Source organism: Streptococcus oralis (genome assembly GCF_023110435.1).
Classification (GTDB): domain Bacteria; phylum Bacillota; class Bacilli; order Lactobacillales; family Streptococcaceae; genus Streptococcus; species Streptococcus oralis_CF.
The window spans coordinates 359,689-383,043 of record NZ_JALDWB010000001.1; the positions used below are offsets into that span (position 1 = coordinate 359,689).

Sequence of the window (23,355 nt, forward strand, 5' to 3'; positions counted from 1 at the left end):
AAAAGCTAGTCAAAGAATCTATTCTATGTTATATTGGAAGTATGAGTTTTTTCTGATAGTCTTTCATTTTTACTTATATTATGTGATGAATTGACTGGTCCTCAATGGGGCTTCCAGTCTATAAATCGTAAACCAAATCTTATCATCACTGATTGATATGATAGGAACAGAAAGAAATCAGAGCATTCATCATTATGTTCAAGGAGAAAAATAGTGAAAAAAAGAAAAAAGCTCGTCCTATCTCTTGCGACTCTTTTGCTGGCAGGTTCTCTAGCAGGATGTGCAAGCTGGATTGATCGTGGAGAAACCATGACAGCCGTCGGATCAACTGCTCTTCAGCCTTTGGTTGAAGCCGCAGCAGACGAATTTGGTTCAAAAAATATCGGAAAAACAGTCAACGTTCAAGGTGGTGGATCGGGTACAGGACTTTCCCAAGTCCAGTCTGGAGCTGTAGACATCGGGAACTCTGACGTTTTTGCAGAGGAAAAAGAAGGAATCGATGCTTCGGCTCTAGTAGACCACAAGGTTGCAGTGGCTGGTCTTGCAGTGATTGTGAACAAGGAAGTAGATGTTGAAAATCTCACAACCGAGCAACTTCGCAAAATCTTTACTGGTGAAGTGACCAACTGGAAAGAAGTTGGGGGCAAAGACCTGGCGATTTCAATCATCAACCGAGCAGCAAGTTCTGGTTCACGAGCGACGTTTGATAATATCGTAATGAATGGCCAAGCGGCAATGCAGAGCCAAGAACAGGATTCTAACGGGATGGTCAAGTCGATTGTATCCCAAACCCCTGGAGCCATTTCTTACCTGGCTTTTGCCTATGTAGATAATTCCGTGAAAAGCATGAAACTGAATGGGTATGAACCTACATCTGAGAATGTAACGACCAACAACTGGCCTTTGTGGTCTTATGAACATATGTACACACTTGGTCAGCCTAATGAGTTAGCTACTGAATTCCTGAATTTCGTCCTCTCAGATGAAGCCCAAAATGGAATTGTTAAGGGCATGGGCTATATCTCTATCAATGAAATGAAAGTCCAAAAGGATGCTTCAGGTACCGTTACAGCAGTAGAAGGAGGTCAATAATGAATCAAGAAGAACTATCTAAAAAATTACTCTCTCCTTCAAAGAACTCTCGCCTTGAGAAGTTTGGTAAAGGTTTGACCTTCACCTGCCTTTCTTTGATTGTCATCATTGTGGCCATGATTTTGATTTTTGTAGCTCAAAAAGGCTTGTCGACCTTCTTTGTCAATGGGGTCAACATCTTTGATTTCCTCTTTGGACAAACTTGGAATCCTTCAGGGAAACAATTTGGTGCCCTTCCGATGATTTTGGGCTCCTTTATTGTGACGATTTTATCTGCCCTGATTGCAACACCCTTCGCTATCGGAGCTGCAGTCTTTATGACAGAAGTATCACCAAAGGGTGCAAAGATTTTGCAACCTGCCATTGAACTTCTCGTCGGTATTCCTTCAGTCGTCTATGGATTTATCGGTTTGCAAGTTGTGGTGCCTTTTGTTCGTAGCGTCTTTGGTGGAACTGGTTTTGGGATCTTGTCAGGAATTTTCGTTCTCTTTGTCATGATCCTACCAACTGTAACCTTTATGACAACAGACAGCTTGCGTGCTGTTCCTCGTCATTACCGTGAAGCCAGTTTGGCCATGGGAGCCACTCGTTGGCAAACCATCTGGCGTGTGACCTTGAAAGCAGCACGTTCAGGTATTTTCACTGCAGTGGTCTTTGGGATGGCGCGTGCTTTTGGTGAAGCCCTTGCTATTCAGATGGTTGTCGGAAACTCAGCAGTTATCCCAACCTCACTAACAACACCAGCTGCGACTTTGACATCTGTATTGACTATGGGAATTGGGAATACCGTCATGGGAACGGTTGATAATAATGTTCTCTGGTCACTAGCCTTGGTCCTTCTCTTGATGAGTTTAGCCTTTAACAGTGTCATTAAATTGATTACGAAAGAAAGAGGAAAGAAAAACTATGCACGCTAAGAAATTAGATAAACTTGCTACAGCTGTCCTCTATACCATCGCAGGTATCATCGTGACCATCTTGGCGTCCTTGATTCTCTATATCCTGGTTCGAGGGTTACCTCATATCTCTTGGTCCTTCTTGACTGGAAAATCCTCCTCTTATCAAGCAGGTGGGGGTATCGGGATTCAGCTCTATAATTCCTTCTTCCTTTTGGTCATTACCTTGATCATTTCTGTTCCCCTGTCTATGGGAGCAGGTGTTTTCCTAGCTGAGTATGCCAAAAAAGGACCTGTGACCAATTTTATTCGTACCTGTATTGAGATTTTATCTTCTCTTCCATCAGTCGTTGTAGGTCTCTTTGGTTACTTGATCTTTGTAGTCCAGTTTGAGTATGGATTTTCAATCATTTCAGGTGCCTTGGCCTTGACGGTCTTTAACCTCCCTCAGATGACTCGAAATGTTGAGGACAGTTTAAAACACGTTCACCATACACAACGTGAGGCTGGTCTGGCTCTTGGAATTTCACGTTGGGAGACTGTGGTCCATGTCGTCATTCCTGAAGCTCTTCCAGGAATTGTGACTGGTGTTGTCTTGGCATCTGGCCGTATCTTTGGTGAGGCCGCCGCTCTTATCTATACGGCAGGGCAGTCTGCACCAGCCCTTGACTGGTCTAACTGGAATATCCTTAGTGTTACCAGCCCTATCTCAATCTTCCGTCAAGCAGAAACCTTGGCTGTCCACATTTGGAAGGTCAACAGTGAAGGAACCATTCCTGATGCTACCATCGTATCAGCTGGTTCTGCCGCGGTGCTCCTCATCTTTATCCTAATCTTTAACTTTGGAGCTCGCAAACTCGGAAGCTATTTACACAAGAAATTAACCGCTGCCTAAAGGAGAAGCCATGTCAAAATATAACTGGGATGAAAAGCATATCATCACCTTCCCTGAAGAAAAAGTGGCCCTCTCAACCAAGGATTTACATGTTTATTATGGTAAAAATGAATCCATCAAGGGCATCGATATGCAATTTGAAAAAAATAAAATAACGGCCTTGATTGGTCCATCAGGATCTGGGAAATCTACTTATCTTCGCAGTCTCAATCGCATGAATGATACCATTGACATTGCCAAGGTAACAGGGCAAATCCTCTACCAAGGTATTGATGTCAACCGTCCTGAAATCAATGTCTATGAGATGCGCAAGCATATTGGAATGGTCTTCCAACGGCCAAATCCATTTGCCAAGTCTATTTACCGCAACATCACTTTTGCTCATGAACGTGCAGGTGTTAAGGACAAGAAAGTCCTTGATGAAATTGTAGAAACCTCTCTAAGACAGGCTGCCCTTTGGGATCAGGTCAAAGACGACCTCCACAAATCAGCCTTGATGCTTTCTGGTGGTCAGCAACAACGTCTCTGTATCGCTCGTGCCATCTCTGTCAAGCCAGATATCCTCTTGATGGATGAGCCTGCTTCAGCCTTGGATCCGATTGCGACAGCCCAGCTGGAAGAAACAATGCTGGAATTGAAGAAGGATTTTACCATCATCATCGTTACCCACAGTATGCAGCAGGCTGCGCGTGCAAGTGACTACACAGGATTTTTCTACTTGGGTGATTTGATCGAGTATGATAAGACATCCAATATTTTCCAAAATGCCAAGCTACAGTCTACCAATGACTATGTAACGGGACACTTTGGTTAGAAAGGAAGCAGTATGACAGAACCGATTTTACAGGTGTCAGACCTGTCCGTTTATTACAATAAAAAGAAGGCCTTGAATAGTGTTTCCCTTTCTTTCCAACCCAAGGAAATAACAGCCTTGATTGGTCCATCTGGTTCAGGGAAGTCAACTCTTCTCAAGGCCATCAACCGCATGGGAGATTTAAACCCTGAGGTGACAACAACTGGATCAGTGGTCTATAATGGTCACAATATCTACAGTCCTCGCACCGATACGGTTGAATTGCGTAAGGAAATCGGCATGGTTTTCCAACAGCCCAATCCCTTCCCTATGTCTATCTACGAAAATGTTGTTTATGGACTACGTATCAATGGAGTCAAGGATAAACAGGTCCTTGATGAAGCAGTAGAAAAGGCCTTGCAACGTGCTTCTATCTGGGATGAAGTCAAGGATCGTTTGCATGATTCGGCCATTGGTCTCTCAGGTGGACAACAACAACGTGTTTGTGTTGCTCGTGTCTTAGCAACCAGCCCTAAAATCATCCTCTTGGACGAACCAACTTCAGCTTTGGATCCTATCTCGGCTGGTAAGATTGAAGAAACCTTGTATGGTCTAAAAGACAAATACACCATGCTCTTGGTAACGCGTTCCATGCAGCAGGCTTCTCGTATCTCTGATAAGACTGGCTTTTTCCTAGATGGAGATTTGATTGAGTTTAACGATACGAAGAAGATGTTCCTTTCCCCTCAAAACAAGGAAACAGAAGATTATATTACAGGAAAATTTGGATAAGGAGTTGAATGATGTTACGATCACAATTTGAAGAAGATTTGGAGAAATTGCACAACCAGTTCTATGCCATGGGACAAGAAGTGCTTTCGCAGATCAATCGTACAGTGCGTGCCTTTGTTACGCATGACCGTGATTTGGCAAAAGAAGTCATCGAAGACGATGCAGAAGTAAATGAGTATGAAGTGAAGTTGGAAAAGAAATCATTTGAAATGATTGCCCTCCAGCAACCTGTTTCGCAAGACCTTCGTACCGTCTTGACCGTTCTCAAGGCAGTGTCAGACGTGGAACGCATGGGAGATCATGCAGTGTCTATCGCTGAGGCGACCATTCGTATGAAAGGGGAGCAACGTATCCCTTCCGTTGAAGAAGAAATCAAAAAGATGGGACGCGATGTAAAAAACTTCGTTGAAGCAGCTCTAGATCTCTACCTGAACGGCTCTGTGGACCAAGCATATGAAGTAGCGGCGATGGACGAAAAAATCAACCATTACTTTGATAGCATCCGTGATTTAGCTACAGAGGAAATCAAGAAAAATCCTGAAGCTATCGTTACAGGCCGTGATTACTTCCAGGTCATTTCCTTCTTGGAACGTATCGGAGACTACGCAAAAAATATCTGTGAATGGGTTGTTTACTTTGAAACAGGTAAAATCGTCGAACTCTAAGAAATGGATTAAATATGCACTAAAAAGGCTAATCAACTCAGATTAGTCTTTATTTTTGAATAAAAAGGAATTTTTTTGAAATGAAAATTCTGAAAATGTTGACAAGTATTTTCAAATAAGTTATAATTATTCAGAAATGACAGAAAGGTCGTTTATTTATGAAAATCAAGAAATGGATATTAGTTGTGTGTAGCATGCTGGCCAGCATGATTTTAGTAGCTTGTCAATCAAGTACGGATAGTTCCCAGTCTGCTGTGGAAGCTATCAAACAAAAAGGGAAGCTAGTTGTTGCGACCAGCCCAGACTATGCGCCATTTGAATTCCAAGCCTTGGTAGATGGTAAAAACCAAGTGGTTGGTGCTGATATTGATATGGCTCAAGCGATTGCGGATGAACTTGGAGTTAAACTTGAAATCTCTAGCATGAGTTTTGACAATGTCTTGACCAGTCTTCAAACTGGAAAGGCTGACTTAGCTATTGCTGGTATTAGTGCTACAGATGAGAGAAAGGAAGTCTTTGACTTTTCAATCCCTTACTATGAAAACAAAATGAGCTTCTTGGTTAGAAAAGCCGATTTAGACAAATACAAGGATCTTACAAGCCTCGCAAGTGCCAATATCGCAGCTCAAAAGGGAACCGTTCCAGAAACCATGGTCAAGGAACAATTACCAAATGCCCAATTGACATCCTTGACCAATATGGGTGAAGCAGTCAATGAATTGCAGGCTGGAAAAGTGGATGCTGTTCATATGGATGAACCAGTGGCTCTTAGTTACGCAGGTAAAAACTCAGACCTTGTCGTTGCATCTGTTAACTTGACAATGAAAGATGGCGAAGCCAATGCCGTTGCTATCAAGAAGGATCAATCAGACTTGAAAGCAGTAGTAGATAAGGTTATCCAAAAACTAAAAGATGAAGGAACTTATCAAACTTATCTTGAAAAAGCAGCGAAACTAACAGAAGTTGAACAATAAGAAAAAGCAGAGTTGGACTTTAATCTAACTCTGCTTTTATGTATTCTAATAGCTTTTCTAGATTTTCGAGAGAGACTTTGGCGAACTGATAAGGGCAAGCATCCAAATAAGCCTTCTCAAAAAAGTCTAGTTTGAGTGAGCTATGCTTTAAACTGGCGATTTTAGGATAGTGTCTCAAATCAAGGAGAAGGCCATCATGTAGAGGATAGTAGGGCAAGGGACAGGTATTTTTTTCAAGTACTTCCTTTATCCGAGTCTGATAGTTCTCTTGAAGGGTCAGTCTGGCCAGTCGATTTTTTTCAAATAACTGACTGTCGATGTAAAGAGAGAGTGCCTTTTGCATGATGAGATTACTGTCATAATCCAGGATATTTTTGTAGGAAACAAAGGCCTCTTTTAGAGCATTTGGGAGAATGAGAGCGGTAATACGAAGGGCTGGAAAGAGACTGGTTGAGAAGGACTTGATATAAATGACGCGATCCTCTGTATCCAGATAGTGGAAGGTCTGGCTTTTTCTCGGGTCTAAATCTCCTAGATAGTCATCCTCGACGACGTATACTCCATACTGGTTTGCTAGATCCAGAATGGCCCTCTTTTCCTGATCAGAATAGGAATGGCCAAGAGGGTAGTGGAAACGAGGAATGGTATAGAAAAACTTGATTTTCCCAGATTTGAATTGTTTTTCCAGTTCTTCAAGGTCAATGCCATCAATACGGCGTTCAATGGTCTGGTAGGCTAATCCTTGAGCGACCAAGAGGCGATTCATCCGGTGGTAGGTCGGCTGTTCGACCAAAATCTCAGCTCCCTCGCTCGGAAAGTTAATCTGAGAAAGGATAAAGAGAGCTTGCTGGGTGCCAGATGTTAGAACCAGTTGATCTGGTTTGCAGTAGAGAGCCTGGTCAAAGAGGAGTTGATGGACAGATTGTCTCAGTTCCTCAAGGCCTTCTTGGTTGTCATAGTAGTTGAAGAGGTAGTTTTCTCGGCCTATCAGGGTTTCATTGACGCAGAGTCTGAAGTCGTCATAAGCACTGGCATGTTCATCAGTGACTTCGATTTCTAAGTCTTGGTGCTGTCCTTGCTCCAGAACATAGTAGCCACTCTGGGGCTTGGCATAGAGGTATTGTTCATGGCGTAATTCCAGCAGGGCTCTTTGGACAGTGTCCTTGCTACAATGAAAGTCCAGACTCAGTTGACGGATAGGGGGAAGCCGGCTACCAGTTGGGAATTTTCCTGATTCGATACCCTTTTTGAGAAAGGAAACGACTGCTTGGTATTTACTTTCTTTCTTCATTCCAGACCTCCCTTGATTTTGTTACATTGTACCTTTTTTTTGCCTCCTTTGCAATGGGAAAAGCATTTCTCCCTTTCACAACTAGGAGCAAATGTGGTATACTTAGAAAGTATGATGATTCATTGAAAAGAAGATAAGAAAGAGAATGGATAGAAAAGTGCAGGAACCGGTAAAATTATTTCAATACAATACTCTAGGTGCCCTAATGGCAGGTCTCTATGGTGGAACCATGACAGTAGGAGAATTGCTGGAACATGGTGACCTCGGCTTGGGAACCTTGGATTCAATTGATGGGGAGTTGATTGTCCTTGATGGCAAGGCTTATCAAGCCAAAGGTTCAGGGGAACAACCTGAAATTGTAGAAGTCGCACCTGATGCCCTTATCCCATATGCAGCAGTGGTCCCCCATCAGGCAGAAGTGATTTTCCGCCAGCGCTTTGAGATGACGGACAAGGAATTGGAAAAGCGGATTGAGTCCTACTATGATGGTGAGAATCTTTTTCGTTCCATCAAGATTCATGGGGAATTCGCTCACATGCATGTACGTATGATTCCCAAGTCAACAACAGACACCAAGTTTGCTGAGGTTGCCACCCATCAGCCTGAATATAGCCGTGAAAATATTTCAGGAACCATTGTTGGATTTTGGACACCGGAGATTTTCCATGGGGTCAGTGTTGCAGGCTACCATCTGCATTTTATCTCAGACGATTTGACCTTTGGTGGGCATGTGATGGACTTTGTTATCAAAGAAGGAATGATCGAGGTTGGAGCAGTCGACCAGTTGGACCAACGTTTTCCAGTCCAAGATCGCCAGTATTTATTTGCCAAATTTAACGTTGACGAGATGAAGAAAGACATTGATAAGTCAGAATAGGAGAAAAAGATGACACTACATATTATCCTTACCATGATCGCTTTGGTTTTAGTCCTAGTAGGTGGGACTTGGTACGCAAAAAAACGCTTTAAGATCTCTCTTGCAGTGATGGGCTTGGGGGCAATCGCATTTTTTGTTTCTTCTCAAGTGCTAGAGAAGATTGTTCATCTTCTGATACTCCATCCGCAAAAAGATGGAACCATTCCGCTCATGCAGGAGCATCCTTTTTTATACGTCCTTTATGGAATTGCCGTGGCGGCCCTCTTTGAGGAAACAGCTCGTCTTGTCTTTTTTAAATGGTTGGAGAAAAAGAGATGTCTAGAAGATCGAGATGCTTTGGCTTATGGTCTGGGACATGGGGGCTTGGAGATGCTCTATCTCGGAATGGGAAGCTTGATCAGTCTTTTGATTCTCTTTTCACTCATCCAGACTTCAAATACTGATGTAGCCAATCTCCTTCCAAAGGCTACCCTCGAAACGGTTCAGTCTCTTTCTGTATGGCAGGTTTATTTACTAGGAGTTGAGCGTGTGCTTGCCCTAGTTCTCCAAATTGGTCTTTCCATCTGGGTTTACCAAAGTGTTAGCCAAAAGAAATGGATCTACCTAGTTGCTGCCTATGGTTTGCATGCCTTGTTTGACTTGGCTCCAGCTTTATCTCAAGTAGGATGGATTGCAAATCCACTTCTAGTTGAGTTTATTCTTCTCGTAGAACTTTTAGTCTTTATCTGGCTAACAAAATCTACATTTTGGAAAAAATCATCATAAAAAGAGGGAAACCTCTTTTTTTACGCAATGCTTTGACACCAAGAATTTTCCTGTCGTCAAAAGCCCTTAAAAATGGTATAATGAAATGACTTTACAAAAGGATGAGAGATATGACATTCGTAACTAAAATACAAGAACAATTAGAAGGAATCGATATTCGTTTCAAGGAACCCTTGAAGACCTATACCTATACCAAGGTCGGAGGTCGAGCGGATTATCTAGTTTTGCCACGCAATCGCTATGAGATGGCGCGTGTCGTCCAATTTGCCAATCAAGAGAATATTCCTTGGATGGTGCTAGGAAATGCCAGCAATATCATCGTTCGTGAAGGTGGAGTCCGTGGTTTTGTCATCTTGTGCGATAAGCTTAATAACGTTTCAGTTGATGGTTATACCATTGAGGCAGAAGCGGGTGCTAATTTGATCGAGACAACACGTATTGCACTTCGTCATAGTTTGACTGGTTTTGAGTTTGCTTGCGGTATTCCAGGGAGCATCGGGGGAGCTGTCTTTATGAATGCGGGTGCCTATGGAGGAGAGATTGCTCACATCTTGCAGTCTTGTAAGATTCTGACCAAGGAAGGGAAAATCGAGACCTTGTCAGCCAAGGACTTGGCTTTTGGTTACCGCCATTCAGCTATTCAGGATTCTGGGGCCATTGTCTTGTCGGCTAAATTTGCCCTTGCTCCAGGAAATCACCAGGTCATCAAGCAGGAAATGGATCGCTTGACTCACCTTCGCGAACTCAAACAACCTTTAGAATACCCATCATGTGGTTCAGTCTTTAAGCGTCCAGTGGGGCATTTTGCAGGTCAGTTGATTTCAGAAGCTGGTTTGAAAGGCTATCGTATCGGTGGTGTTGAAGTGTCTGAAAAGCACGCTGGTTTCATGATCAATGTTGCTGACGGTACGGCCAAAGACTACGAGGACTTGATCCAATCTGTTATTGAAAAAGTCAAGGAACACTCAGGTGTCACCCTTGAGAGAGAAGTTCGAATTTTAGGTGAGAAGGAGTAAGGTTTCGCCAGAATAGCTGCTGCTATGTCAATGGAAAGGGGGTGAAAGCCTATCGGTAGCGAAGATGTATGCAGGTGGTTTTACTCCCTGCAAGAGGTAGTAGCGGCTTGACAGAGCCCTGATCTGTTAATTTATGAAAAAGAAGGAATTTATGCCAATTGAAAAAACCAATTATCGAATTCAAAAACGTCTCTAAAGTTTTTGAAGACAGCAACACCAAGGTTCTCAAAGACATTAACTTTGAGTTGGAAGAAGGAAAGTTTTACACTCTTTTAGGCGCATCTGGTTCTGGGAAATCAACTATCCTGAACATCATTGCAGGTTTACTGGATGCGACGACAGGAGATATTTTGTTGGATGGGGTGCGGATCAACGACATCCCGACCAACAAGCGAGACGTCCATACCGTATTCCAATCCTATGCCTTGTTTCCACACATGAATGTGTTTGAAAATGTTGCCTTTCCGCTTCGCTTGCGTAAGATTGACAAGAAAGAAATCGAGCAACGAGTAGCGGAAGTTCTCAAGATGGTTCAGTTGGAAGGTTATGAAAAACGTTCCATCCGCAAACTTTCTGGAGGACAACGCCAGCGTGTGGCCATTGCTCGTGCCATCATCAACCAACCCCGTGTGGTCTTGCTGGATGAGCCCTTGTCAGCGCTGGACTTGAAATTGCGAACAGACATGCAGTATGAACTGCGTGAATTGCAACAACGATTGGGGATTACCTTTGTCTTTGTCACTCACGATCAGGAAGAAGCTCTTGCCATGAGTGATTGGATTTTCGTTATGAACGATGGCGAGATTGTTCAGTCCGGAACGCCTGTGGACATCTATGATGAGCCGATCAACCACTTTGTTGCCACCTTTATCGGCGAGTCCAACATCTTGCCAGGAACTATGATTGAGGACTACTTGGTTGAGTTTAATGGTAAACGCTTCGAAGCGGTCGACGGGGGGATGAAGCCAAATGAGCCTGTTGAGGTTGTCATTCGTCCAGAGGACTTGCGTATTACTCTTCCTGAAGAAGGCAAGCTCCAAGTTAAGGTTGATACCCAGCTTTTCCGTGGGGTTCACTATGAGATCATTGCCTATGACGAGCTCGGAAATGAATGGATGATTCACTCGACCCGTAAGGCCATCGTTGGTGAGGAAATCGGTCTGGACTTTGAACCAGAAGACATCCACATCATGCGTCTCAACGAAACCGAAGAAGAATTCGATGCTCGTATCGAGGAGTACGTAGAAATCGAAGAGCAAGAAGCAGGTCTGATTAACGCGATCGAGGAGGAAAGAGATGAAGAAAACAACCTCTAAACTCTTTGTAGTGCCCTACATGCTTTGGATTGCCCTCTTTGTTCTCGCACCCTTGGTCTTGATTTTCGGTCAATCCTTTTTCAACATTGAAGGGCAGTTTAGTTTAGAAAACTATAAATCCTACTTTGCGTCACAAAATCTGACCTATCTCAAAATGAGCTTCAACTCTGTGCTCTATGCTGGGATTGTAACCATGGTGACGCTTCTCATCAGCTATCCAACAGCCCTCTTTTTGACTCGTCTCAAGCACCGTCAACTCTGGCTCATGCTGATTATCCTACCGACATGGATTAACCTGCTCCTCAAGGCCTATGCCTTTATCGGGATTTTTGGTCAGAATGGTTCTATTAACCAATTCTTGGAATTTATCGGAATCGGTTCGCAGCAGTTGCTCTTTACTGATTTCTCCTTTATCTTTGTCGCAAGCTACATCGAGCTTCCCTTTATGATTTTGCCGATTTTCAATGTCTTGGACGATATGGATAACAATCTTATCAATGCCAGTTATGACCTCGGTGCGACCAAGTGGGAGACCTTCCGCCATGTCATCTTCCCTTTATCGATGAATGGAGTGAGAAGCGGGGTTCAGTCGGTCTTTATCCCTAGCTTGAGCCTCTTCATGCTGACACGTTTGATTGGTGGGAACCGTGTTATTACCTTGGGGACAGCCATTGAGCAAAACTTCCTGACCAATGACAACTATGGAATGGGTTCTACCATCGGTGTGATCCTCATCCTGACCATGTTCATCACCATGTGGGTGACCAAGGAAAGGAGAGAACGATGAAAAAATTTGCCAATCTCTACCTAGCCTTTGTCTTTATCATCCTTTATTTGCCAATTTTTTACTTGATTGGCTATGCCTTTAACGCAGGGGATGATATGAACAGCTTTACTGGTTTTAGCTTGAGCCATTTTAAAACCATGTTTGGTGATGGTCGTCTCATGTTGATCCTCACCCAAACCTTCTTATTGGCCTTTTTATCAGCCTTGATTGCAACCATTATCGGGACTTTTGGTGCTATCTATATTTACCAGTCTCGTAAGAAATACCAAGAAGCCTTTTTATCACTCAATAATATCCTCATGGTTGCGCCTGATGTTATGATTGGTGCCAGCTTCTTGATTCTTTTTACACAGCTTAAGTTTTCACTTGGCTTTTTGACGGTTCTATCTAGTCACGTGGCCTTCTCGATTCCTATTGTGGTCTTGATGGTTCTACCTCGCCTTAAGGAAATGAACGGCGATATGATTCACGCGGCTTATGACCTTGGGGCTAGTCAGTTCCAAATGTTCAAGGAAATCATGCTTCCGTACCTGACTCCGTCTATCATTGCAGGTTATTTCATGGCCTTTACCTATTCGCTGGATGACTTTGCCGTGACCTTCTTTGTAACGGGAAATGGCTTTTCAACCCTGTCAGTCGAGATTTACTCTCGTGCTCGGAAGGGGATTTCGCTAGAAATCAATGCCCTGTCTGCCCTTGTCTTTCTCTTTAGTATTATCCTAGTTGTAGGTTATTACTTTATCTCACGTGAGAAGGAGGAGCAAGCATGAAAAAACTCTATTCATTTTTAGCAGGAATTGCAGCAATTATCCTTGTTTTGTGGGGAATTGCTCATCATCTAGATAGTAAAATCAACAGTCGAGATAGTCAAAAATTGGTTATCTACAACTGGGGAGACTATATCGATCCCGAACTATTGGAGAAATTCACAGAAGAAACAGGGATCCAAGTCCAGTACGAGACCTTTGATTCCAACGAAGCCATGTATACCAAGATTAAGCAAGGGGGAACAACCTACGATATTGCCATTCCGAGTGAATACATGATCAACAAGATGAAGGATGAGGATCTCTTGGTTCCTCTTGATTATTCTAAGATTGAGGGGATTGAAAATATTGGTCCAGAGTTCCTCAACCAGTCTTTTGACCCAAATAACCAGTACTCTATTCCATATTTCTGGGGGACTTTGGGAATTGTCTACAACGAAACTATGGTAGATGAGGCACCTGAGCATTGGGATGACCTCTGGAAACCAGAGTATAAGAACTCCATCATGCTCTTTGATGGGGCGCGTGAGGTGCTGGGACTCGGGCTTAACTCGCTGGGTTACAGTCTCAACTCAAAGGATCCTCAGCAGTTGGAAGAGACAGTAGACAAACTATATAAACTGACTCCAAATATCAAGGCCATTGTGGCGGACGAGATGAAAGGTTACATGATTCAGAACAATGCTGCTATCGGTGTCACCTTCTCTGGGGAAGCCAGCCAGATGTTGGAGAAAAATTCTAACCTCAAGTATGTTGTTCCGACTGAGGCCAGCAATCTCTGGTTTGACAACATGGTCATTCCAAAAACTGTGAAAAACCAAGATGCAGCCTACGCCTTTATCAACTTTATGTTGAAACCCGACAATGCTCTGAAAAATGCTGAGTATGTCGGCTATGCAACACCAAATAACACAGCCAAGGAACTGCTCCCAGAGGAGACCAAAGAAGACAAGTCCTTCTATCCAGACGCTGACACCATGAAAAACCTAGAAGTTTATGAGAAGTTTGACCATAAATGGACAGGAAAATATAGTGACCTCTTCCTACAGTTTAAAATGTATCGGAAGTAGGAGTTAGCAGTTATGAAACGAATCAGTTAAGCTGGTTCGTTTTCTTAATAGAAGTTAACTTTTACAGCCTTATCTTTTTCTATTCTAGTTGCTTATTTGCTTGTCTAGTAGTATACTAAGTTTATACGAATAGAAAGCGGTAACAAATCATGAAAATGTCTACTTTTTTCAAAAAAAGTTACTGGCCAACCTTTTTAATTGTTAACGAAACAATTATACTATTTCATTTAAAGGATGGCTTGGATCGGCAATATCTAACAACGGATTCCATATATTTGGTGATAGGTTACTTTATATTTGCAAATGTTTTCATAGCTATCTTTAGCAATTCAAAAACTTGGAATAAAAGTTGGGATAAAAAGAAAAATGGCAGTAAGAAAAAATATATACTGAAAAAGTAATCAGGGATGTAGGGAATGATTTCCAGTTGACGAACTCCTCCAAAAACGATATAATAAGAGAGTTGAGAATTGATTTTCAGTTGTCTTAGTCCAGAGAAATGGCGGTGCTGCGAGCCATCTAAGCTAGGAAATCATGCTACTCAATCACACAATTGCATAAGAATAAGAGAATGACAAGTTCATTGAATGAAGGTGGTACCGCGGTTTTTCGCCCTTCGTGATATGGACTTGTCTTTTGATTTTTGGAGGTGTTTATGAAGACATTTCTCGTGAAACAAAAGTTTCGTCTTGGAGGCGAACGCTTCGATATCAAAGATGATAGAGGAGTAGTAAACTATCAGATAGAGGGCTCTTTCTTTCAAATTCCTAAGACCTTTACTATCTATGACGCCTATGGTGAGCAAGTCAGTGAGATTAGTAAAGAATTTTTCACCTTGCTTCCTCGCTTTACTATCCAGTTACGAAACGGTTCCAATTTCGTCATTCGTAAGAAGTTGACCTTCTTTCGAGATAAGTATGAGTTTGATGATCTCGGGCTTCGTATCGAGGGCAATATCTGGGATTTGAATTTCAAATTGCTGGATGACCGCGACCAAGTGATTGCCGAGATTCGAAAAGAGATTTTCCATTTGACCTCAACCTACACCGTAACCGTCTATGAAGATTCTTATGCAGACCTGGTCATTTCCCTCTGTGTCGCGATTGACTATGTGGAGATGCTAGAAAGCCAATCAAATTAAACAAGTAAATAAGGAGATATTATGAAACAACTATCTAGTGCTCAAGTTCGCCAAATGTGGCTTGATTTCTGGGCAAGCAAAGGCCACTCTGTAGAACCATCAGTCAGCTTGGTTCCTGTAAATGACCCAACTCTTTTGTGGATTAACTCTGGGGTAGCAACCCTTAAGAAATACTTTGACGGGACCATTATCCCTGAAAATCCACGTATCACCAATGCCCAAAAAGCTATCCGTACCAACGACATCGAAAATGTCGGAAAAACGGCTCGCCACCATACCATGTTTGAAATGTTGGGGAACTTTTCTATCGGTGATTATTTCCGTGATGAAGCTATCACTTGGGCTTATGAACTCTTGACAAGCCCAGAATGGTTTGATTTCCCAGCTGAAAAACTCTACATGACCTACTATCCAGAAGATAAAGATTCTTACAACCGTTGGATTGAAGTGGGAGTAGATCCAAGCCACTTGATCCCAATCGAGGACAACTTCTGGGAAATTGGTGCGGGACCTTCTGGACCAGATACAGAGATTTTCTTTGACCGTGGAGAAGCTTTTGACCCAGAAAATATCGGTATTCGCCTTCTTGCAGAAGATATCGAAAACGACCGTTACATCGAAATCTGGAACATTGTATTGTCACAATTTAACGCCGACCCTGCTGTTCCTCGTAGCGAGTACAAGGAATTGCCACACAAGAACATTGATACGGGCGCTGGTTTGGAGCGTTTAGTGGCAGTTATCCAAGGGGCTAAGACTAACTTTGAAACTGACCTCTTCATGCCGATCATTCGTGAAGTTGAGAAATTGTCTGGTAAGGTCTATGACCAAGATGGCGACAATATGAGCTTTAAGGTCATCGCTGACCACATCCGTTCCCTTTCATTCGCCATTGGGGATGGTGCCCTTCCAGGAAATGAAGGTCGTGGCTATGTCCTTCGTCGTCTTCTCCGTCGTGCTTCCATGCATGGTCAAAAATTGGGTATCAATGAGCCTTTCCTTTACAAACTCGTTCCAACTGTTGGAAAAATCATGGAAAGCTACTACCCAGAAGTGCTTGAAAAACGTGACTTTATCGAAAAAATCGTTAAGAGCGAAGAAGAGTCATTTGCTCGTACCCTTCACTCAGGTCAACACTTTGCTCAAGGTATCGTAGCAGACTTGAAAGAAAAAGGTCAATCTGTCATTGCAGGTCAAGATGTCTTTAAACTTTACGATACATACGGATTCCCAGTTGAATTGACAGAAGAAATCGCTGAAGAAGCAGGTATGACTGTCGACCGTGAAGGTTTTGAAGCAGCCATGAAAGAGCAGCAAGAACGTGCACGTGCGTCAGCTGTCAAAGGCGGCTCAATGGGAATGCAAAACGAAACACTCCAAAACATTACAGTGGAAAGTGTCTTCAACTACAATGCCAGTCAATTGCCTTCTAAGCTGGTGGCTATTGTAGCTGACAATGCTGAAGTTGAAGCTGTTTCAGAAGGAACTGCCTCTCTGATCTTTGCGGAAACACCATTCTACGCTGAAATGGGTGGACAAGTAGCTGACCACGGTCAAATCTTGGATGCTACAGGAAACCTTGTGGCTACTGTGACAGATGTTCAAAAAGCGCCAAACGGACAAGCATTGCACACCGTTGAAGTTCTTGCTCCTTTAACTTTGAACCAAGAATACACATTGGCCATCGACACCAATCGTCGTCACCGTGTCATGAAAAACCATACAGCAACTCACTTGCTCCATGCAGCCCTTCACAATATCCTTGGAAACCATGCGACACAAGCAGGATCCCTTAACGAAGTTGAATTCCTTCGTTTTGACTTCACACACTTCCAAGCCGTAACTCCTGAAGAGTTGCGCGCCATTGAACAACAGGTCAATGAGAAAATCTGGGAAGCGATCGCAGTGGAAACTGTTGAGACAGATATCGATACAGCCAAAGAAATGGGAGCTATGGCCCTCTTTGGTGAGAAATACGGTAAGGAAGTCCGTGTTGTAACCATCGGCGACTATTCTGTTGAGCTTTGTGGTGGTACCCACGTTGGCAACACTTCTGAAATTGGCCTCTTCAAGATTGTCAAAGAAGAAGGGATCGGATCAGGAACTCGTCGCATCTTAGCAGTGACTGGTAAGGAAGCCTTTGAAGCCTACCGTGAACAAGAAGACGCTCTTAAAGCTGTCGCCGCAACCTTGAAAGCACCTCAACTCAAGGAAGTACCTCACAAGGTTGAAGGTCTTCAAGAGCAACTCCGTCAACTCCAAAAAGAAAATGCAGAATTGAAGGAAAAAGCCGCAGCTGCAGCCGCAGGCGACATCTTCAAGGATGTTAAGGAAGTTAGCGGACACCGTTACATTGCTAGTCAAGTTTCTGTATCCGATGCAGGTGCCCTTCGCACCTTTGCGGATAACTGGAAACAAAAAGACTACTCTGATGTGCTTGTTCTTGTCGCAGCTATTGGTGACAAGGTCAATATCCTTGTAGCTAGCAAGTCAAAAGATGTACATGCAGGAAACCTTGTCAAAGAATTGGCTCCAATCGTCGATGGACGTGGTGGTGGAAAACCAGACATGGCCATGGCAGGAGGGAGCAACCAAGCTAAAATCCAAGACTTGCTGGATGCCGTAGCAGGTAAATTGTAATTAAGCAAAGATCTATCCATTTGGGTAGGTCTTTTTCTAAATACAAAAAAGCCAAATCCGGTTGGATCTGGCTTGCAACGGATAGGTTTATTTTGCTGCCCAGACACTGACTGAACTCGATGATACTGGAAATTCTCCATAACCTTCAGCATTGATCGTAACTTGTGCTGGGTGATTTTCAAGGAGGTCAACAAAGGTTTGGTCAGCCCATTCTTGCCCGACAAACATAGACTTGCTGTTTTCTTGGTCATTGGAGATAAGGACAGCGATTGGGGATTGATGTTCAGCGCCTGAACGAACCCATCCGATGCAGTTGGCATCGTCAAAGTAGTCTGTTTGCTCTCCATAGGCTAAATCTTTTCGGATGGCTAGGAGACGGTCAAGAACTTCTCTGAAATCTTGTTGAGCAAATTGCCCTGAAATACCGTAATAATCTCCGTAAAAGACACATGGAAGTCCATCTTGGCGTAATAGAATAAGGGCATAGGCTGCTGGCTTGAACCATTCTTCAACAGTAGACTCAAGGGCTTGTCCTCGTTGAGTATCATGGTTGTCAACGAAAGTGACAGCCTTGTCAGGCTTGAGTTCAACCAAGCTATCAGTAAAGATAGTACGAAGGTCGTAGCTTGCTCCAGCCTGACTAGCTTCAAAGAGGTTTTGGTGGAGGCGAACATCGACAAGGTCAAAACGTTCTTCTGTTTTCTCAAGATAGTCTAGATTGGCTTCCTTGTCTGGATTCCAAAATTCCCCAAAAACATAGAAATCTTGACCGTATTTTTCCTTCATATCACGGATGAAATTGCCCATAAAGAAGGAGTCGATGTGCTTAACGGCATCCAAACGGAAACCAGCCACACCAGTCGTTTCCATGAACCAGTCAGCCCAGTCATAGATATTTTGGATGACTTCAGGATGCTTAAAGTCTAGGTCAGCATACATGAGGTAGTCGTAGTTACCGTTTTCGTTATCGACCAATTCCTCGTTTGCCCAACCTTTATTGTCCCCCTGGATCAGGTAAATGCCAGACTTACGGCGCTTGGCATCGTAGTCTGTACCTGTGAAGTGGTACCAGTGCCAGTGGAAGTCATTGTAGGTGTTTTGGCGACCATCGAAAGTAAAGTGAGTCCAGCCATTGATAGTAAAGGGCTCGCTTAGTTGAACGGTACGATCCTCAGGATCCACTTCAATAACCTGAAAGGCTTCCATATGATCTGCTGCAGCCTTGTGATTGAGAACGATGTCAGCCATTGGTTGGATTCCATGCTCCTTGAGTGTCTGAATCGTTTGGAGATAATCTTCCTTAAAACCATACTTGGTACGGACAGTCCCTTTTTGGTGAAATTCACCTAGATCAAAAAGATCATAAACACCATATCCCACATCTTTTTCATTGGTCGCCTTAAAGGCAGGGGGCATCCAGACATGACTGATACCAAGATTTGCTAGGTGTTGAGCATCTTCAGCCAGACGCGTCCAGTGTTGCCCGTCGTGGGGCAGATACCATTCAAAGTATTGCATAAGTGTCTGATTTTGCATTGTTTTTCCTCTTGCTTATCAATGTTGTGTTTTATTCTACCATAAAGTTTAGAACTAGGCAAACGTTTGCGCAAGATTCTATACTCCTTTCTAGAATTGTCTATTTTTATAGATTGCTCCCCCTCTCTCTATTGCTGGGAAAAGTGTTCTTAGGACAAAGAATGATATGATTAAACTTTTTTAACAAAAATGACACTTAATAAACTAAAGTACAGATGGTTAAACGGTTTCTTTTTTGAGAATTGTCACAAAATTTGCTATAATAGTAGCTATGAATAGAATTAGGGTCAGCAGACGTGTTGAAAAAAAGCTAGCTAAGGGTCTAGTTCTTTTGGAAGCGAGTGATTTAACAGATATTGAACTGACGGATCAGGCAGTAGAAGTTCTTAGTCAAGACGGAAAGTTTTTAGGGAGCGCCTATCTTTCTCAGCAGAACAAGGGCATTGGCTGGTTGGTCAGCAAGGAAAAGGTTGGTTTCAACCAAACCTTTTTTGAAATTCTGTTTCGTAAGGCCAAGGAAGCTAGAAAGCCTTATTATCAAGATGACTTGACTACTGCCTTTCGCCTTTTTAACCAAGAGGGGGATGGTTTTGGTGGTCTGACTATTGATCTATACGGAGATTATGTGGTTTTTTCTTGGTACAACTCCTATGTTTACCAGATTCGTGAGCTGATAGTAAAGGCTTTTAAGGAAGTTTTTCCTGAGGTCTTTGGGGCTTATGAAAAGATTCGTTTTAAAGGTCTAGACTATGAGTCTGCCTATGTTTATGGTGAGGAAGCGCCAGATTATTTTACTGTTCTTGAGAATGGCGTGCTCTATCAAGTCTTTATGAATGATGGCTTGATGACAGGGATTTTCCTAGACCAGCATGAGGTTCGTGGGAGTCTGGTTGACGGTCTAGCCATGGGCAAATCCTTGCTCAATATGTTTTCCTATACGGCGGCCTTTTCAGTTGCTGCAGCTATGGGAGGCGCGAGTGAGACGACTTCTGTTGACTTGGCCAAACGGTCGAGAGAGTTATCAGAAGCTCATTTTCAGGCAAATGGACTCAGCACGGACAATCACCGTTTTATCGTTATGGACGTCTTTGAGTACTTCAAGTATGCCAAGCGAAAAGGCTTGATCTATGATGTGATTGTCCTTGATCCGCCGAGCTTTGCTCGAAATAAAAAACAAACTTTCTCTGTAGCTAAGGACTATCACAAGTTGATTTCCCAAAGTCTAGAGATTTTAAATCCGGGAGGCATTATCATTGCTAGTACCAATGCTGCCAATGTTTCCCGCCAGAAATTTACAGAACAAATTGATAAAGGTTTTGCAGGAAGAAAATATCAGATCTTAAACCAATATGGTCTTCCAGCAGACTTTGCCTATAATAAAAAAGATGAAAGCAGTAATTACCTCAAGGTGATTAGTATGAAGGTTAGTAGATGAAATTAATCGTTTCAGTAATGCCAAAAAGTTTAGAAGAAGCGCAAGAACTGGATGCCACTAGGTATGAAGATGCCGATATCATTGAGTGGCGCGCGGACTTTCTTACAAAGGACGCTATTTTACAGGTAGCACCTGCTATCTTTGAGAAATTTGCAGGACGCGAACTTGTCTTTACCCTTCGGACTCGCGCTGAGGGAGGAGAAATCGAACTTTCCTCAGAAGAGTATGTTCAAATCATCAAGGAAGTTACTCAGCTCTATCAGCCGGATTATGTAGATTTCGAGTATTTCAGCTACAAGGACGTTTTTGAGGAAATGTTGGATTTTCCAAATCTCGTTTTGAGTTACCATAATTTCCAAGAGACACCTGAAAACATGATGGAGATTTTGTCTGAGTTGACCAGTCTCTCTCCGAAAGTGGTCAAGGTATCAGTTATGGCCCATACGGAGCAGGATGTTTTAGACCTGATGAACTACACACGAGGATTTAAAACACTCAATCCTGAACAAGAGTACGTGACCATTTCCATGGGGAAAATGGGCAAAGTATCGCGTATCACTTCAGATGTGACGGGTTCAAGTTGGTCATTTGCTAGTCTAGATGAAGCGAGTGCCCCAGGTCAGATTTCTCTATCAAACATGAAGAAAATCAGGGAGATTTTGGATGAAGCTTGATGGCTATACACGTTTAGCTGCAGTTGTTGCAAATCCCATCAAACACTCTATTTCACCCTTCATCCACAATAGGGCCTTTGAGGCGACAGCTACCAATGGTGTCTATGTGGCTTGGGAAATTGAAGCGGTTGACTTGGCAGAAACAGTAGCCAATATTCGGCGTTACCAGATGTTTGGGATCAATCTTTCCATGCCTTATAAGGAACAAGTGATTCCTTATTTGGATAAGTTGAGTGATGAGGCTCGTTTGATTGGGGCGGTCAACACAGTTGTCAATCAAGACGGAACGTTAATTGGATATAATACAGATGGCAAGGGATTCTTTAAGAGCTTGCCTTCTTTTACAATTTCAGGTAAAAAAATGACCATTCTGGGAGCAGGTGGTGCGGCCAAATCAATCTTGGCACAAGCCATTTTGGACGGGGTCAGTCAGATTTCTGTCTTTGTGCGTTCAGTTTCCATGGAAAAAACAAGACCTTATCTAGACAAGTTACAGGAGCAAATAGGATTTAAGGTGGACTTGTATGCTTTAGAGGATCTTTCTGAACTGCAATCAAGGATTGCTGAGTCAGACCTGCTAGTCAATGCCACCAGTGTGGGCATGGATGGCAAATCATCTCCAGTTCCAGAAAGCATCAATTTGCCAGAGACTCTCTTGGTCGCAGATATTATTTACCAACCCTTTGAGACGCCATTTTTGAAATGGGCTAGAAGTCAGGGCAATCCAGCTATCAATGGTCTGGGAATGTTGCTCTATCAAGCTGCTGAAGCTTTTCAACTGTGGACAGGTAAAGAAATGCCGACAGACGAGATTTGGCAGTCCTTAACAGAAAAATATAAATAGTGAAAAGGAGACCCTACTATGAAAATCAGAATCGATATTCCACATCATCCCTATGATATTCAGATTGAAAAAGGTTGTCTGGCCCAGGCTGGTCAATGGTTGCGAGAACTCTGGCAACCTCAAAAGATAGTCATTGTGACAGATAACCATGTAGCCTCTCTCTATGCAGAGAAGGTTAAACTCAGCCTAGAAGATGCTGGTTTTCAGGTAGCTGTTTTTGACTTCTTAGAAGGCGAAGAAAGAAAGAATTTAACCACTGTACAGAAAGTCTATGAATTTCTAGTCAAGCAGGGGTTGACTCGTAGCGATGGGATCGTGGCTCTTGGTGGTGGTGTCGTTGGGGACCTAGCTGGCTTTGTGGCCTCTACCTATATGCGAGGCATTCACTTTGTTCAGATTCCGACTAGTTTGACAGCTCAGGTTGATTCTTCTATCGGTGGAAAGACGGGTGTCAATACTCCATTTGCTAAGAATATGGTGGGGACTTTTGCCCAACCAGATGGGGTTCTGATTGACCCTTTTGTCCTTGAAACTCTTGGAAAAAGAGAGTTGATTGAAGGGATGGGTGAGGTTATCAAGTACGGCTTGATTGAGGATCCAGAACTTTGGAAAATCTTGACGGAGCTAGATGGTTCTGTTGAGAGTATACTGGAACATGCAGAGACTTTGATTGAACATTCTTGTCAGGTTAAGCGCAAGATGGTGGTTGAGGATGAGTTGGATAACGGTGTTCGCCTTTACCTCAATTTTGGCCACACTATTGGCCATGCCATTGAAGCAACGGCCGGTTATGGCAAAGTCATGCATGGTGAGGCTGTGGCTATGGGCATGGTGCAGATTTCCAAGGTTGCTGAGGGAAAAGGCCTTATGCCGATTGGCATAACCCAGTCCATCACAGCTATGTGTCAGAAATTTGGTTTGCCTGTTGACTATGAAAACTGGGATGTTGATAAACTTTATCAAGCTTTGACTCATGATAAGAAAGCACGTGGCAATACCTTGAAATTGGTTTTGGTGCCAGAGCTCGGTTCAGCGACCATTCACCCAGTTTCTCTGGAAGAGATGAGAGACTACTTGGTAAAATAAGGA

General features: G+C 43.1%; 23 protein-coding genes. 21 read left to right on the forward strand and 2 right to left on the reverse strand.

Features of this window, described 5'->3' with window-relative positions; genetic code table 11:
* Positions 1 to 213: 213 nt before the first annotated feature.
* The 7 genes from M1F97_RS01850 (at position 214) to M1F97_RS01880 (ending at position 6,107) form a co-directional block, all read left to right on the forward strand.
* A complete protein-coding gene (locus tag M1F97_RS01850) occupies positions 214 to 1,092 on the forward strand; it encodes a phosphate ABC transporter substrate-binding protein PstS (RefSeq protein ID WP_247944003.1) in 879 nt (292 codons plus the stop codon).
* Positions 1,092 to 2,009: a phosphate ABC transporter permease subunit PstC gene (pstC, locus tag M1F97_RS01855; protein WP_001070951.1), complete on the forward strand. Its 918-nt coding sequence runs from the start codon at positions 1,092 to 1,094 to the stop codon at positions 2,007 to 2,009. Before M1F97_RS01850 ends, pstC begins: the two co-directional genes overlap by 1 nt.
* On the forward strand, positions 1,999 to 2,883 hold the full coding sequence (pstA, locus tag M1F97_RS01860; RefSeq protein WP_000543055.1) for a phosphate ABC transporter permease PstA: 885 nt from the start codon (positions 1,999 to 2,001) through the stop codon (positions 2,881 to 2,883). Before pstC ends, pstA begins: the two co-directional genes overlap by 11 nt.
* A 10-nt stretch (positions 2,884 to 2,893) precedes the next feature.
* Positions 2,894 to 3,697 carry a phosphate ABC transporter ATP-binding protein PstB gene (gene pstB / locus M1F97_RS01865; protein WP_000049847.1) on the forward strand — a complete coding sequence of 268 codons (804 nt, stop codon included), beginning with the start codon at positions 2,894 to 2,896 and terminating at the stop codon, positions 3,695 to 3,697.
* Between the two features lie 12 nt (positions 3,698 to 3,709).
* Complete coding sequence (gene pstB, locus M1F97_RS01870) at positions 3,710 to 4,468, forward strand: phosphate ABC transporter ATP-binding protein PstB (protein ID WP_084975002.1); 759 nt, start codon at positions 3,710 to 3,712, stop codon at positions 4,466 to 4,468.
* A gap of 11 nt (positions 4,469 to 4,479) precedes the next feature.
* Positions 4,480 to 5,133: a phosphate signaling complex protein PhoU gene (gene phoU / locus M1F97_RS01875; protein ID WP_000946468.1), complete on the forward strand. Its 654-nt coding sequence runs from the start codon at positions 4,480 to 4,482 to the stop codon at positions 5,131 to 5,133.
* Between the two features lie 158 nt (positions 5,134 to 5,291).
* Positions 5,292 to 6,107 carry an ABC transporter substrate-binding protein gene (locus tag M1F97_RS01880; RefSeq protein ID WP_247944004.1) on the forward strand — a complete coding sequence of 272 codons (816 nt, stop codon included), beginning with the start codon at positions 5,292 to 5,294 and terminating at the stop codon, positions 6,105 to 6,107.
* Between the two features lie 19 nt (positions 6,108 to 6,126).
* Here M1F97_RS01880 and M1F97_RS01885 read toward each other — a convergent pair whose 3' ends face one another.
* Entirely contained in the window at positions 6,127 to 7,398 is a 1,272-nt protein-coding gene (locus tag M1F97_RS01885; RefSeq protein WP_247944005.1) for a PLP-dependent aminotransferase family protein, read from the reverse strand.
* Positions 7,399 to 7,543: 145 nt separating this feature from the next.
* On the opposite strand from M1F97_RS01885, the gene budA reads away from it, so the two are divergent.
* From budA to alaS, 10 genes are all read left to right on the forward strand, one after another.
* Entirely contained in the window at positions 7,544 to 8,275 is a 732-nt protein-coding gene (gene budA, locus M1F97_RS01890; RefSeq protein WP_084944670.1) for an acetolactate decarboxylase, read from the forward strand.
* A gap of 9 nt (positions 8,276 to 8,284) precedes the next feature.
* Positions 8,285 to 9,040 (forward strand): YhfC family intramembrane metalloprotease, encoded by a 756-nt coding sequence (locus M1F97_RS01895; RefSeq protein ID WP_247944006.1) that lies wholly within the window; start codon positions 8,285 to 8,287, stop codon positions 9,038 to 9,040.
* 110 nt (positions 9,041 to 9,150) lie between these two features.
* Positions 9,151 to 10,056 carry a UDP-N-acetylmuramate dehydrogenase gene (gene murB / locus M1F97_RS01900; protein WP_247944007.1) on the forward strand — a complete coding sequence of 302 codons (906 nt, stop codon included), beginning with the start codon at positions 9,151 to 9,153 and terminating at the stop codon, positions 10,054 to 10,056.
* A gap of 158 nt (positions 10,057 to 10,214) precedes the next feature.
* Positions 10,215 to 11,372 carry an ABC transporter ATP-binding protein gene (locus M1F97_RS01905; RefSeq protein ID WP_000742901.1) on the forward strand — a complete coding sequence of 386 codons (1,158 nt, stop codon included), beginning with the start codon at positions 10,215 to 10,217 and terminating at the stop codon, positions 11,370 to 11,372.
* On the forward strand, positions 11,353 to 12,159 hold the full coding sequence (locus M1F97_RS01910; RefSeq protein WP_000754120.1) for an ABC transporter permease: 807 nt from the start codon (positions 11,353 to 11,355) through the stop codon (positions 12,157 to 12,159). The genes M1F97_RS01905 and M1F97_RS01910 overlap by 20 nt, the downstream gene beginning before the upstream one ends.
* Complete coding sequence (locus M1F97_RS01915; RefSeq protein WP_125837537.1) at positions 12,156 to 12,929, forward strand: ABC transporter permease; 774 nt, start codon at positions 12,156 to 12,158, stop codon at positions 12,927 to 12,929. The genes M1F97_RS01910 and M1F97_RS01915 overlap by 4 nt, the downstream gene beginning before the upstream one ends.
* Positions 12,926 to 13,996 (forward strand): ABC transporter substrate-binding protein, encoded by a 1,071-nt coding sequence (locus tag M1F97_RS01920; protein WP_247944008.1) that lies wholly within the window; start codon positions 12,926 to 12,928, stop codon positions 13,994 to 13,996. Before M1F97_RS01915 ends, M1F97_RS01920 begins: the two co-directional genes overlap by 4 nt.
* A gap of 149 nt (positions 13,997 to 14,145) precedes the next feature.
* Positions 14,146 to 14,397, forward strand: a complete 252-nt coding sequence (locus M1F97_RS01925) for a hypothetical protein (protein ID WP_139658777.1) — start codon at positions 14,146 to 14,148, stop codon at positions 14,395 to 14,397.
* 254 nt (positions 14,398 to 14,651) lie between these two features.
* Positions 14,652 to 15,137 (forward strand): LURP-one-related/scramblase family protein, encoded by a 486-nt coding sequence (locus tag M1F97_RS01930; protein ID WP_247944009.1) that lies wholly within the window; start codon positions 14,652 to 14,654, stop codon positions 15,135 to 15,137.
* 21 nt (positions 15,138 to 15,158) lie between these two features.
* Positions 15,159 to 17,777 (forward strand): alanine--tRNA ligase, encoded by a 2,619-nt coding sequence (gene alaS / locus M1F97_RS01935; protein ID WP_247944010.1) that lies wholly within the window; start codon positions 15,159 to 15,161, stop codon positions 17,775 to 17,777.
* A gap of 87 nt (positions 17,778 to 17,864) precedes the next feature.
* On the opposite strand, the gene M1F97_RS01940 is transcribed toward alaS, so the two are convergent.
* Entirely contained in the window at positions 17,865 to 19,313 is a 1,449-nt protein-coding gene (locus M1F97_RS01940; protein WP_247944011.1) for an alpha-amylase, read from the reverse strand.
* Positions 19,314 to 19,584: 271 nt separating this feature from the next.
* On the opposite strand from M1F97_RS01940, the gene M1F97_RS01945 reads away from it, so the two are divergent.
* From M1F97_RS01945 to aroB, 4 genes are read left to right on the forward strand one after another with little or no spacing between them, the layout of a single operon-like run.
* Positions 19,585 to 20,748 (forward strand): class I SAM-dependent rRNA methyltransferase, encoded by a 1,164-nt coding sequence (locus tag M1F97_RS01945; RefSeq protein ID WP_247944012.1) that lies wholly within the window; start codon positions 19,585 to 19,587, stop codon positions 20,746 to 20,748.
* Positions 20,745 to 21,422, forward strand: coding sequence for a type I 3-dehydroquinate dehydratase (gene aroD / locus M1F97_RS01950; RefSeq protein WP_247944013.1), 678 nt, complete (start codon positions 20,745 to 20,747; stop codon positions 21,420 to 21,422). Before M1F97_RS01945 ends, aroD begins: the two co-directional genes overlap by 4 nt.
* Positions 21,412 to 22,266 (forward strand): shikimate dehydrogenase, encoded by an 855-nt coding sequence (locus tag M1F97_RS01955; RefSeq protein WP_247944014.1) that lies wholly within the window; start codon positions 21,412 to 21,414, stop codon positions 22,264 to 22,266. Before aroD ends, M1F97_RS01955 begins: the two co-directional genes overlap by 11 nt.
* An 18-nt stretch (positions 22,267 to 22,284) precedes the next feature.
* Complete coding sequence (aroB, locus tag M1F97_RS01960; RefSeq protein ID WP_247944015.1) at positions 22,285 to 23,352, forward strand: 3-dehydroquinate synthase; 1,068 nt, start codon at positions 22,285 to 22,287, stop codon at positions 23,350 to 23,352.
* Positions 23,353 to 23,355: the final 3 nt, after the last annotated feature.

What these genes read in the sequence shown, in the direction of transcription:
- M1F97_RS01925 (WP_139658777.1), top strand. Translation starts at nt 14,146, where the DNA reads ATGAAAATGTCTACTTTTTTCAAAAAAAGTTACTGGCCAACCTTTTTA.
- phoU (WP_000946468.1), top strand. Translation starts at nt 4,480, where the DNA reads ATGTTACGATCACAATTTGAAGAAGATTTGGAGAAATTGCACAACCAG.
- M1F97_RS01945 (WP_247944012.1), top strand. Translation starts at nt 19,585, where the DNA reads ATGAATAGAATTAGGGTCAGCAGACGTGTTGAAAAAAAGCTAGCTAAG.
- M1F97_RS01920 (WP_247944008.1), top strand. Translation starts at nt 12,926, where the DNA reads ATGAAAAAACTCTATTCATTTTTAGCAGGAATTGCAGCAATTATCCTT.
- murB (WP_247944007.1), top strand. Translation starts at nt 9,151, where the DNA reads ATGACATTCGTAACTAAAATACAAGAACAATTAGAAGGAATCGATATT.
- pstB (WP_000049847.1), top strand. Translation starts at nt 2,894, where the DNA reads ATGTCAAAATATAACTGGGATGAAAAGCATATCATCACCTTCCCTGAA.
- M1F97_RS01880 (WP_247944004.1), top strand. Translation starts at nt 5,292, where the DNA reads ATGAAAATCAAGAAATGGATATTAGTTGTGTGTAGCATGCTGGCCAGC.
- M1F97_RS01930 (WP_247944009.1), top strand. Translation starts at nt 14,652, where the DNA reads ATGAAGACATTTCTCGTGAAACAAAAGTTTCGTCTTGGAGGCGAACGC.
- M1F97_RS01915 (WP_125837537.1), top strand. Translation starts at nt 12,156, where the DNA reads ATGAAAAAATTTGCCAATCTCTACCTAGCCTTTGTCTTTATCATCCTT.
- M1F97_RS01910 (WP_000754120.1), top strand. Translation starts at nt 11,353, where the DNA reads ATGAAGAAAACAACCTCTAAACTCTTTGTAGTGCCCTACATGCTTTGG.
- M1F97_RS01940 (WP_247944011.1), bottom strand. Translation starts at nt 19,313, where the DNA reads ATGCAAAATCAGACACTTATGCAATACTTTGAATGGTATCTGCCCCAC.
- M1F97_RS01955 (WP_247944014.1), top strand. Translation starts at nt 21,412, where the DNA reads ATGAAGCTTGATGGCTATACACGTTTAGCTGCAGTTGTTGCAAATCCC.
- budA (WP_084944670.1), top strand. Translation starts at nt 7,544, where the DNA reads ATGGATAGAAAAGTGCAGGAACCGGTAAAATTATTTCAATACAATACT.
- aroD (WP_247944013.1), top strand. Translation starts at nt 20,745, where the DNA reads ATGAAATTAATCGTTTCAGTAATGCCAAAAAGTTTAGAAGAAGCGCAA.
- M1F97_RS01895 (WP_247944006.1), top strand. Translation starts at nt 8,285, where the DNA reads ATGACACTACATATTATCCTTACCATGATCGCTTTGGTTTTAGTCCTA.
- pstB (WP_084975002.1), top strand. Translation starts at nt 3,710, where the DNA reads ATGACAGAACCGATTTTACAGGTGTCAGACCTGTCCGTTTATTACAAT.
- pstA (WP_000543055.1), top strand. Translation starts at nt 1,999, where the DNA reads ATGCACGCTAAGAAATTAGATAAACTTGCTACAGCTGTCCTCTATACC.
- aroB (WP_247944015.1), top strand. Translation starts at nt 22,285, where the DNA reads ATGAAAATCAGAATCGATATTCCACATCATCCCTATGATATTCAGATT.
- pstC (WP_001070951.1), top strand. Translation starts at nt 1,092, where the DNA reads ATGAATCAAGAAGAACTATCTAAAAAATTACTCTCTCCTTCAAAGAAC.
- M1F97_RS01885 (WP_247944005.1), bottom strand. Translation starts at nt 7,398, where the DNA reads ATGAAGAAAGAAAGTAAATACCAAGCAGTCGTTTCCTTTCTCAAAAAG.
- alaS (WP_247944010.1), top strand. Translation starts at nt 15,159, where the DNA reads ATGAAACAACTATCTAGTGCTCAAGTTCGCCAAATGTGGCTTGATTTC.